The following is a 10,814-nucleotide window of genomic DNA, read 5'->3' as shown; positions in this document are numbered from 1 at the left end:
GCCGTGGCCCGCCCCCCGCCCGCAAAGCCCGCGGGGTCCCCTGCGGGGGCCCCCGCCCCCGCGGGGCGGGGGGGGGGGGGCCCCGCGCGCCCGCCCCCCCCCCCGCGGCCGCTGTGAAGAGCCGGATGAACGAGCGGACGTCTTCCTGCAATCACCCATCGATGGCGAGCCGGCCACGCGACGACTGACGTGACGAAGTCCCGGTTCCGAAGCAGGCGCCACGGCCGCATCGGATGCACCATTGCTCGGCTATCCCCAGCCGTATCTGCCCGGATACTCGCCGACGTCCGAGTACTTCGAGTCCCAGCCTTTCCACGCCGGGTATTCCCTGTCCAGGTTGCCGGTCGGTCTGTGGAGGGTACGGATAGGGACCGGGGTCAGGGCAGCACCTGATGGTCGGGCAGCGGCGCACATCGTGAAGATGCCGAGGTCAACGTTGTGGTCAATCGAGTTTGGGGCGGACACGCCGTGCGTCTTGCTGATCCGGACCTCTAGTCTGCCGTCGCCCGCTGACGTGATTTCCCAGCCGTCGTAACCCCATCCCACGTTCCACACCGCTTTCAGGGTGTTGGCACCGGCGGGGACTGTCCACAGCGGCCACAGAAAGACGTCTCGGTTGTCAATGCGAAACCAGCCGGACGGCAACGCCGGTCCAGTGTCCACCCCGTTGCGGCGGCGGTACCCGAACTCACTGATTGCCAAGGTCGCCAACCAGGTGGCTCCGGGAACTGCCATGCTGCCGCCCGGGCCGCGCAGGCCAGGATCGGTGGAATAGGTCGCATGGTGGTCCAGCAGCCATCCATCCGAGCCCTCGACCCGACGCCAGCCGGTGAGCGCCTCGGTGATCAGCCGCTTCGGATCCTGCCGTACTTCGAGCATGGGGTAGTACCAGAAGCTACCGATGGTCTGCTTGCTGCGGACGGCTACGAGAGGGTTCACCAGACAGAAGCCGTCGGTGTCGGTGGCTCGGTCGGTTACCGTCGCCTGGAGCCAAGAAGCCCCACCGGAGGATCGGTGGACGCGGTCGAGCAGCCTGCGGTACTCGGCAGGGCGGACACGCAAAGGGTCGGGTGCTCCGCGCCGCCTGCGCACGGGAAAGCCGGCGCTGAACGGGATCGCCTGGCCCGGCTTGATTTCGTCCAACCGTCTACATAGCAAGGCGGCGAGGTCTGCAACGCTGGAGTAGCTGCGACAATGTAGGATCGCATGCCGGTCCGTTGGATCCCAGTGCAGATAGCTATTCTCCAGCAGCTGGCTCATCAATCCGATAGCAGCGAGAAAGCCCAAGGGCTCATCACCGACCAGCCCGGGTAGATCCACTCGATGCAGCGTGGCCATGCCACTCCACCTCCCACCACGTAGGGCCACTGTCAACGCCGATCGCGAACACTACCGTTCAAGCGCTCGCACAGTCACCGACCCGGGGCTCGCGCAACAGCGGCTGCCGCACATCCTGCACGAAGGAGGCGTGCTGTCGTTCCGGTGCAGTTCCCGATCGCCTTCCTTGACGTCGTTTCACCATGCCGCCTAAGCGATGTCTCGTAACTCGGTGCCGACGTTGCCCGTAGCCGGCTGAATCAGCCGGCCAGGGCGATGTTGTGTAGGTGAGCGATTCCGGCGGCGGTGACCGCGAGGGTAGAGCCGGCGCGGCGGTAGTCGCGGAGGACTTTGTAGGTCTTCAGGCGGGCCAGGCAGTGCTCGACCCGTGCCCGGATCTTGCGGTGCCCGGCGTTGTAGTCCTCTTTCCAGGAGGACAGTTCGCTGCCATCGGCGGGTTTGCGGTACGGGATTATCACCTCCGGATTGCCGCGGTAGGCGCCGTCGGCCATCACCGCGAGGCCGGCGAGCCGGTCGCTGATGCCGCTGCTGCGGTAGACGATGGTGTCGTTACGGTTGCCGGGCCGGGGGTCGCCAAGGGCGATGACCAGCTGAGTGTTCGCGTCGATGGCGACCTGCAGATTGGCCGAGTAGCGGTAGTTCTTGCTCGGTGCCGCGAGGCGGTGGTCGCGCGTCGGGATCAGGGTGCCGTCCACGATCGCGACATGGTCCTTCGGCTGGCGACGTACCGGCGCCAGGGCCAGTAGCGGTCCGACGGTGTCGAGGACCCGATGGACTGCCGAGTGAGACACCCCGAACAACGGCCCGAGTTGACGCATGGTCAAGTTCGTACGCCAGTACACGGCCACCAACAGGACGCGGTCCGCCAGGTCAAGAGCCCACGGCCGACCCGGACGGCCACCGGCGATGTCATCACCGCCGCGTCGCGCGACCAGGCGTACCAGCCGACGGAACTGCGCCGGACTTAGCCCGGTGAACGGGTGGATCAACTCATGACGGACGGCCGACAACACCTGCACTCATCGATGATGGAACACCGTCTGGAGCGGACCAGCCCGGGCTGCGTGGCCCTCAGCCGTCTCCTGGCGGGAGAAGAACCGGATCGATCACGGCGAGCGCATCGATCAACTGCGCGGCGCCGTCGCGAACGTGATCATCCGGGTCATGGATCAACATCTCACACTCACGCACGGCGGCGTCGCGATCGCGGCCGAACACCATGAACACATCGAGCACCGCTGTGTGAATCCAATCAGCGTGGTTGGAGTCGGCCCCCGCGAGCGCTGAGGCGACCACCCTCAGTCCGGCCGCATCCTGACGGCGAAGCAATGCCACCGCCGTCACGCGCGTAACGAACGTGTCCTCGGTGTCCAGCACGAGGCCCAACAACCTTCTGCGGGCAGCGGGATCCTCTGCGAAACTCGCCAGACTTCGGCCCGCGTCAGCCCGATCCTGGAAGTCGGGGCTTCCCGCGAGCTCGATCAGCGCAGCCACCACAGCGCGTCTTGCCTCTTTGCTCATGGCCTGATTCTCCGCGACTGCACGACCTCGCCTTCCCGGCAAGACCTCATCGCCGCGTTCAGGTCAGTTGCGGGACATCCCTTAGTAGTGCCTTGTTAGGTTCGGTGGCGTTGTTGCGGTGCAACGGTTTCCGGGTTGGTCGCAGGTGAGGCAGGCGCCGGTCCACGTCGTGAGGAGTCGTTGAGCAGTTTTCATCGTGGTGCGCCGGTTGTTGGCTGGTGTCCACCAGAGCCGTGGTCTGCCTACTGGCCGAATGTGGAGCGTAGGTTCGCGTTGATCAGTTCGTTGAGCCGCTTGCGTAGGTGCCCCAGCAGCGACGGGTCGGGCAAGGGCTCGACGACCAACAGCGTCCAGCGCAGCTGCGTGCCTTGTGCGCCGTCGGGCACCAGGTCGAAACGCACCTGAGCGTCGGGGCGCCTGGGCCATAGTGACGACCAGACGACCAGGCGTGAGTGCTCCGCGTGCAGGATCTGCGGGGATTGCTCGTCGTCGAGCAGCCGCAGCCAGGGACGCGCCGGGTCTCGGTCATGCTCGGTGAGGGCATCGAAGACGATGGCCGGTGGGGGTGGCTGGCTACGCGTGCGGCTGCCGGCTTCGAGCATGCCTCAGACTACGGGCGAACAGCTCATCGTGATGGAGGGCGCCTGATCAGGGAGCGCGACGGCGTGTCGCCGCTCCAGATCGAACGAAGCTCCCAATAGGACAGCAGCCGACCAAGAACAACCGCCCAGTACGGGAGCTTTGTTGCTGACCTGTCCTGCCAGCATCCCGCTGTCCACGCAGCCTGACCCGCCTGACCGAGTTGATCCGTCACCGGCGCCGCATTCTGGGCGCACGCTGGCGCAGGCTGCCCGCGCAGCGGCAGGCCCTGATGGCCCTGGCCCACCTACGCAACGGCGACACCCTCACCCGCCTCACCGCCGGCTTCGAAGTGCGGTCACCACCGTGGCGGTACCTGCGCGAAGCCGTCGACCTGCTCGCCGCCTGCGCTGACGATCTCTCCGCCGCAGTGCGCCGGGCAGGTCGGAGGTGTACGCCTGTGTCTTCGCCTGGCTGGGCCGACGCCGTCACCGCCGCCTACGAGCACGCCTGGTCGAGGACCTCATCACGCGCACCCCCGAGCAGCCCCTGGTGGCTGGCTCACCTCGACACCGGCGCCCACGACGGCGTCCTTCCCCGCCGATCGATCGCCGCTGGTCTCCGCACTCTGGGGTTTTCGTCTTTTCCCACGCTGCGCGCGGAGCATCGGCATCATGTGCAGATATGCGGACGATGCCGGCTCTGGTAGTGCTCATGATCGCTGCTCTGGCGTGCGGCTGCGACGCGCCGGAGAGGGAGACGACAAGCGGGCCGCCCAGTTCCTCTGCCGCCACCGCCCCCGGCCCCCGAACCACCCTCACCGTGGTGGCAGCCGGTGATCTGCTCGTACACCCCGCGCTCACCGAGCAGGCAGCCGCCGACGCACGCCGAGCAGGACGTGACGGGCACGACTTCACCCAGGTGCTCGCCGCGGTCCGCGCCCGCGTGGGCGCCGCCGACCTGGCCATCTGTCACATGGAGACGCCCCTGGCCGAGCCCAGCGGTCCGTTCACCGGCTGGCCGAACTTCAGCGTGCCCCCCGCCCTCGCCGACGCCGCCGCATGGGCAGGATTCGACACCTGTTCCACCGCCTCCAACCACTCTCTGGACACCGGGGTCGAGGGCATCACCCGTACTCTCGACAACCTCGACCGGGTGGGCCTGCGGCACACCGGCACGGCCCGCACGGCGGCGGAGCGCCAACGCCCGAACGTCATGGACGTGGACGGCGTGAAGGTCGGGCAACTGTCGTACACCTTGAGCTTCAACGACATCCCACTGCCACCCGAACGGCCATGGGCGGCCAACCTGATCGACGCGGACGCCATCCTCGCCGAAGCGCGGCGGGCCCGCTTTGCCGGCGCGCAGATCGTCATCCTGTCGATGCACTGGGGTACGGAGTACCAGAACGAACCGAACGCCGATCAGGTCGACCTCGCGAACCGGCTGCTGGCCTCGCCCGACATCGACCTGATCGTCGGCCACCATGCGCACGTGGTACAGCCCTTCGAGAAGATCGGCGCGAAGTGGGTCGCCTACGGCATGGGAAACCTGACGACCCGGTTCGGTGACGGCTCGGCGGAGAATACCCAGGACGCGGTGGTGCCTGAGTTCACCTTCACCCGCACCCCGTCCGGTCGGTGGGAGGTCACAAGCGTGACCGTGCTGCCGACCTGGATGGAGTACCGACCGAGGGCGCGGGTCGTCGACCTGACCGCCGCCATGAGTGACCCACTGGTGCCCGCCCTTCAACGGACGCGTTACGCCGCGATCGCACAGCGGATCAACGGATACGTCGACCTGCGGGGTGCCTCCTCCGCCGGGCTACGGATGCCTCACTAGAACTCCCCATTCTCTGAGCGTCGCAGCCGGCGCCGGAGGCACGGCGGCCGCCCGGGAGCGGACGCGATGCCGGCGCGCGGAGGGCCCCCGCCGACGGGCCCGTGGCCGGCGTTCGCCGAACGCGACGACCGCGACCGGCCATCAGGGACAGCACCGCCAGGCGGTGTCGAACAGGTCCGGGTCACCGAAGTTGCCCGACTTGAGCAACAGGGCGAGCGCCGGGCCGCCCTCGGGGACCATCCACGGCAGGCCGGGGCCGGCCGCCGGTCCCACCCGCAGCGTGCCGAGACCGAGCGCCCGGACCACCGCCCCCGACGTCTCACCGCCGGCCACCAGCAGGCGGCGGACGCCGAGGGTGTCCACGGCGCGGCGGGCGATGTGCGCGGTCGCCGCCTCCAGCAGCGCGGCGGCTCGCCCGGGGCCGAGCCGGGACTCGTAGCGCGCGACCTGTTCCGGATCGGCCGAGGAGGTGACCAGGACGGGCCCGGCCGTGTCCCGGTACGCCCGGGCCACGGCGGCGGCCACGGCGTCCACCGTGGCCGGGAAACCGGTGTCGAGGTCGACCGGGGACAGGGTGACCCGGGGCCCGGAGAACCCGTCCACCTGTTCACGGGTACGCGCGGAGCAGCTGCCGGAGAGGATCAACCGCCGGCCCTCCGGCACCACCGGGACGGCCCGCGCGGCGACCACGCCGCCCGGACCGGCGCCCGCCGCCGGGGACCCCGCCGCCGTGTTGGACACCCGCGCCAGCGCGGCCGCCAGCCCGGCGGCGCCGCCCACCAGTCGCTCGGATCCCGGTGTCGCCAGCAGCGCCGTCGCCAGCGTGTCCAGGTCGCCGTCGGCGAGGGCGTCGACGATCACGTGCCGGGCGCCGTCCCTGCGGGCCGATTCCACCGCGGCGGTCACGGCGGCCGGGCCGGCGGCGACCGTGCCCCAGTCGACGAGCGCGACCCTGCCCTCGGCCTGGCGGGAGAGCACCCGCACGAGGTCGGGGTCGCGCATGGGGGTGAGCGGGTGGTCCCGCAGCGGCGACTCGGACAGCAGCCGCCTGCCGACGAAGAGGTGCCCCTGATAGACCGTGCGGCCCACGCGCGGCGTGGCCGGCGTGCCCACGGCGATGGTGTCGGCGCCCCCGACCAGGTCGGCCAGGGCGTCCGCCACCGGGCCGATGTTGCCCTCGTCGGTGGAGTCGAACGTCGAGCAGTACTTCTGATAGAGCGTGGTGCAGCCGGCGTCGAGCAGCCACCGCGCCGCGGCGAGTGACTCCGCGACGGCCTGGTCGCCCGGCGCGGTCCGGGACTTCAGCGCCACGACCACGCAGTCGCAGGCGGGCGGCGGCGCCGTGGGGTGACCCACCACCACGACCGCCGACCCGCCCGCCTCGCTCACCGCGTCCGCGAGGTCGCAGGCCCCGGTGAGGTCGTCCGCCACGACGCCGAGCCAGGGCCCGGTCACCGGGTGACCGCCGGGGTCGCGCCCGCTGCCGGCCGGGTCGCCGGGCCGGTCGTCCCGACGTCCAGCGGCGCGACCACCACCTCCCGGCAGGCCCCCCGCAGCAGCCCGAGCTGGTTGGCGTCCGCCCCCGCGTCGACGACGACCGTGTCCACCGCCGCCAGGTCCAGGAACCGCATCGGGGCGTGCGCCGACAGCTTGCCGTGGTCGAGCAGCAGGACCACCCGGCGGGCGATGCGGGCCATCGCCCGCTTGATCTCGGCGTCCGCGGCGTTCGCGGAGTAGACGCCCGTCGGCCCGGCCGCCGTCGCGGAGAGCACGGCCACGTCCACCGCCAGGTCCTCCAGGCTGGTACGGGTGATCGGCCCGGTGAAGGAGCGGGTCGCGCGGTGGTAGGCGCCGCCGAGGGAGATCAGTTCGAGGTCCTCGCGGCCGGTGCACGCCAGGATCACCGGCACCGAGTGCGTGACGACGGTGAGGCCACCGGGCAGCAGGGCCGCGAGGGCCGCGACCGTGGTGCCGGCGTCGAGGGCCACCACCACGCCCGCCGGTACGAGCGGCACGGCGGCCCGGGCGACAGCCTCCTTCTCCGCCGTCGCGGCGCCCCGGCGCTGTTCGAACGGTGCCCCGGACGCGGGCACGGGGGCGCTCGCGCCGCCGGCGACCCGGTTGACCAGCCCCTGGACGGCCAACTGCCGCAGGTCACGGCGGATGGTCATCTCCGAAACGCCCAGCTCGGCCGCGGCATCGGTCGAGGAGACGTAGCCGGCTTCGGCCACCCGACGCAGGAGTTCGCGACGCCGCTCGGGGGCCTGCGTGTAGCGCACCGGTCCATCCAAGTGCGACTCCCCCACTTTGTCAATCGTCGAACATCGACCTTGACCCGTTCGTTCGGAACCGAACAGAATGGCCCGGTGAATGGCGCCACGCGTCCAGCCGACGCGGCCGAGGCCGGCCCGCGGGAGACGCGGCGCGGTCCCTCGGGCGGGGCCTGCCTGAGCGTGGGCATCGACGTGGGGACCACCAACACCAAGGTGGCCCTGGTGGCGATCGACGGCTCCGCCGTCCGGGTACGCGCCGTCGCCACCGCCCCCACTCCCCCGCCCGACTCGGTGGGGCCCGTGCTGGTCGGCCTGCTCCGCCAGGTGCTGGACGGGTCGCCGGCGCCGGACGCCGTGGGCATCGCCTCGATGGCCGAGACCGGCGTGCCGCTCGACGCGACCGGCACGCCGCTCGGTCCCTGGCTGCGCTGGGACGGCCACCGGGCCGGGACCGAGGCGGACGAGCTGTCGCGCCGGCTCGGCTGGGCGCACCTCGTCCGGGCGACGGGGGTACGGCCCAGCGCCAAGGTCCCGCTGGCCAACTGGGCGTGGCTGCGGGCCAACCGGCCAACCGAGTGGCGGGCCATGGCCTCCTGGGCGGGCGCGGCGGACCTCGCCTGCCTGCTGCTCACCGGCCGCCTGACGACCGACCACACGCTGGCCGGGCGGACCATGGCGTACCGGCTGCCCGAACTCGGCCAGCCGGTGCCGGCGGCCTTCGACACCGACCTGCTGGCCGAGGTGGGCCTGCGGCCGGAACAGCTGCCGCCCGTCGTGCCGCCGGACACGTTCGCCGCCACCGTCCGGGACCCGGCCTTCGTGGGCGCCGGGCTGCGGGCCGGGACACCGGTGGTGGTGGCGGGCCACGACCACGCCGTCGGCGCGTACGCCTGCGGGGTGCGGGAGCCGGGCGACGTCGCGGACTCGCTCGGCACGGCCGAGGCGGTGCTCTCCGTCGTCGCCGGCTGCCCCGACCCGGTGGCGGTGGCCCGGGCGGGGATGAGCACGGTCGTCCCGGTGGCCGGCCGACATCGGGCGATCCTCGCCGGCTCGCCGAGCGCCGGGGCCACCGTCGCTTGGTGGCTGACCCACGAGTCGGACGGCGTGCCGGCTGCCGAACTCTCGGCCCAGGTGCTCGGCGCCGGTGACCGGCCCACCGACGTGATCGTCCTGCCGTACCTGTCCGGGCGGCAGGCCCCGGCGCCCGACCCCCGGGCCCGGCTGCGGATCCTCGGGCGGCGCCCCACGCACACACCGGCCGAGCTGGCCCGCGCGATGTTCGAAGGGCTCTGCCTGCAGACCCGGTGGATGCTGCACGAGCAGGCCCGGCTCGCCGGCGGGCCGCCGGAGCCGGCGGTGACCATGTTCGGCGGGGCCGGCGCGGCCAACCCCGCCTGGGTCCGGGTCAAGGCCCACGTCCTGCCCGGCGAGCTGCGGGTGGTGCCGGCGGCGGAGCCGGTGGCCGCGGGCGCGGCGATCGTCGCCGCCGTCCGCGCGCACCGGACCGGGCCGGCGGCCCCGGCACTGCCCTGGCGGCCCGGGCCGGCGGTCGCGGGCGCGGGCCGGAACTACGACGAGCCGTTCGCCAGGTTCGTGACGGCCGCGACCCGTGTCGGGGTGGCGGACGACGATTCGCGAGGAGAAGAGGTCAGGTGACGGGATCGGAAAGAGCGACACCCACGCTGGACGCCATCGCGCGGCCCGCGGGCGGGTTCGCGATGGTGGCGATGGACCAGCGGGAGAGCCTGCGGACGATGTTCGCCGAGGCGGGCGCCGGCCGGCCGGACCACGACGGGATGGTCGCCTTCAAGACCGCGGTGGCCCGCGCGCTCGGCCCGCTGGCGTCCGGGTTCCTCATCGACCGGACCACCGGCCTCGATGAGATCCGCCGCGACGGGCTGCTGCCCGCCGGGTGCGGGCTGATCCTCGCGGCCGACGCCCTCGAGCAGGAGCCCGGCCAACCGGTCGAGGACACCGGGCTCGACGAGGTGGTCGCCGCGCCGCAGTTCGACCTCACCGACGTACGGGCGATCAAGCTGTTGCTGCTCTGGCGCCGCGACGCGCGCCGCGAGCAACGCGTCGAACTGGCCCGGCGGTTCATCGGCCTGGCCGCGGAGCGCGGCGTGCTCTCGGTGCTGGAGCCGGTGGTCCGGGCGACCCCCGAGGAACTGTCCGCCGGCCGGTGGGACCAGGACGCGGCGATCCTCGAGGCGGCCCGGGAACTCTCCCCGCTGCGTCCCAGTCTCTACAAGGCGCAGGTGCCGCGGCAGGGCCGGGGCAGCACCGACGAACTCCGGCGGGCGTGCGAGGACCTCGGCTCCGCCGTCACCGGACCCTGGGTGGTGCTGTCCCAGGGCGTCCACCGCGACGACTTCCTGAACGCGGTACGGGCCGCGTGTCAGGGCGGCGCCAGCGGCTTCCTCGCCGGCCGGGCGCTGTGGAGCGACGTGGTGGGCCGCCCCGACGTGGACCGGGCACTGGCCGAGATCTCCGTGCCCCGCCTCGAACGGCTCGTGGAGGTGGTCGACCGGGAGGCGACGCCGTGGCGGAAGGCATGACCGCCGAGGCGGGCACGGTCGGCCTGCTGCACACCGTTCCCGCGCTGGCCGCGACGTTCGACGACCTCCTGCGCGCCTCGACCGCGAAGCCTCGCCGGATCCACGTCGCGGACGCCTGGCTGCTCGACACCGCACGCCGTGAGGGCGTCACGCCGGCCGTCCGGGACACCGTGCTCGCGCACCTGCGCAACCTGGAGTCGGTCGGGGTCGACGCCGTCCTGGTCACCTGCTCCTCCATCGGCGAGGCGGCGGAGGCGGCGGCCGGGCGGCTGCGCGTTCCGGTCGTCCGGGTGGACGCGGCGATGGCCGACGAGGCCGTTGCCGTCGCCGCCGGACCCGGGGCACGGGGACGGATCCACGTGCTCGCCACCCTCCCGACCACGCTCGGGCCGACCGGACGGCTCGTCGAGCGGGCGGCCCGCGGCGCCGGCCGGCCCCTGGAGGTGACCGCGGAGCTGGTGGCGGACGCCGCCGAGGCGCAGGACCGCGGCGACCGGGAGCGCGTGGACAGCCTCGTCGCGGCGGCCGTCGCCCGCGCCGCGGCCGGCGCGGACGTGGTCGTGCTGGCCCAGGCGTCCATGGCCCGCGCCGCGGCGCTGGCCGACGTCCCGGTGCCGGTGCTCAGTTCGCCGCACGGCGGCGTGGCCGCGCTGTTGCGTGTCCTGTCCGACCGGCCGGACTGATCCGGCAGCGTTCCCGAGGA

General features: G+C 72.3%; 10 protein-coding genes and 1 pseudogene. 5 read left to right on the top strand and 6 right to left on the bottom strand.

Features of this window, described 5'->3' with window-relative positions:
• Positions 1-249 precede the first annotated feature (249 nt).
• The 4 genes from AB0G08_RS06240 to AB0G08_RS06225 all read right to left on the bottom strand — a co-directional run bounded on the left by AB0G08_RS06240 (position 250) and on the right by AB0G08_RS06225 (position 3,461).
• On the bottom strand, positions 250-1,338 hold the full coding sequence (locus AB0G08_RS06240) for a hypothetical protein (protein ID WP_358083909.1): 1,089 nt from the start codon (positions 1,336-1,338) through the stop codon (positions 250-252).
• Positions 1,339-1,577: 239 nt separating this feature from the next.
• The gene (locus tag AB0G08_RS06235; RefSeq protein ID WP_358083906.1) at positions 1,578-2,357 is read right to left on the bottom strand and encodes a transposase family protein; all 780 of its coding nucleotides are present in this window, start codon (positions 2,355-2,357) and stop codon (positions 1,578-1,580) included.
• A gap of 52 nt (positions 2,358-2,409) precedes the next feature.
• Positions 2,410-2,859: a hypothetical protein gene (locus AB0G08_RS06230; RefSeq protein WP_358083904.1), complete on the bottom strand. Its 450-nt coding sequence runs from the start codon at positions 2,857-2,859 to the stop codon at positions 2,410-2,412.
• Positions 2,860-3,101: 242 nt separating this feature from the next.
• Positions 3,102-3,461, bottom strand: a complete 360-nt coding sequence (locus AB0G08_RS06225; RefSeq protein WP_358083901.1) for a hypothetical protein — start codon at positions 3,459-3,461, stop codon at positions 3,102-3,104.
• A gap of 142 nt (positions 3,462-3,603) precedes the next feature.
• Here AB0G08_RS06225 and AB0G08_RS06220 point away from each other — a divergent pair.
• Positions 3,604-3,877, top strand: a pseudogene (locus AB0G08_RS06220) (transposase family protein); the annotation flags it as partial.
• Positions 3,878-4,122: 245 nt separating this feature from the next.
• Complete coding sequence (locus AB0G08_RS06215; protein WP_358083898.1) at positions 4,123-5,280, top strand: CapA family protein; 1,158 nt, start codon at positions 4,123-4,125, stop codon at positions 5,278-5,280.
• A gap of 141 nt (positions 5,281-5,421) precedes the next feature.
• On the opposite strand, the gene otnK is transcribed toward AB0G08_RS06215, so the two are convergent.
• On the bottom strand, positions 5,422-6,735 hold the full coding sequence (gene otnK, locus AB0G08_RS06210) for a 3-oxo-tetronate kinase (protein WP_358083895.1): 1,314 nt from the start codon (positions 6,733-6,735) through the stop codon (positions 5,422-5,424).
• Complete coding sequence (locus AB0G08_RS06205; RefSeq protein ID WP_358083892.1) at positions 6,732-7,559, bottom strand: DeoR/GlpR family DNA-binding transcription regulator; 828 nt, start codon at positions 7,557-7,559, stop codon at positions 6,732-6,734. Before AB0G08_RS06205 ends, otnK begins: the two co-directional genes overlap by 4 nt.
• Before the next feature lie 87 nt (positions 7,560-7,646).
• Between AB0G08_RS06205 and AB0G08_RS06200 the strand changes: the two genes are divergently transcribed.
• The 3 genes from AB0G08_RS06200 to AB0G08_RS06190 are packed head-to-tail and all read left to right on the top strand — an operon-like array spanning position 7,647 to position 10,794.
• Positions 7,647-9,209 (top strand): FGGY family carbohydrate kinase, encoded by a 1,563-nt coding sequence (locus tag AB0G08_RS06200; protein ID WP_358083889.1) that lies wholly within the window; start codon positions 7,647-7,649, stop codon positions 9,207-9,209.
• Complete coding sequence (locus AB0G08_RS06195) at positions 9,206-10,111, top strand: hypothetical protein (protein ID WP_358083886.1); 906 nt, start codon at positions 9,206-9,208, stop codon at positions 10,109-10,111. Before AB0G08_RS06200 ends, AB0G08_RS06195 begins: the two co-directional genes overlap by 4 nt.
• Complete coding sequence (locus AB0G08_RS06190) at positions 10,096-10,794, top strand: aspartate/glutamate racemase family protein (RefSeq protein WP_358083883.1); 699 nt, start codon at positions 10,096-10,098, stop codon at positions 10,792-10,794. The genes AB0G08_RS06195 and AB0G08_RS06190 overlap by 16 nt, the downstream gene beginning before the upstream one ends.
• Positions 10,795-10,814 lie beyond the last annotated feature (20 nt).

Source organism: Micromonospora sp. NPDC023644 (genome assembly GCF_040640115.1).
GTDB lineage: Bacteria > Actinomycetota > Actinomycetes > Mycobacteriales > Micromonosporaceae > Micromonospora.
Note: the sequence above shows the minus strand (reverse complement) of the source record. Positions and strands in the feature narration are given on the sequence as shown.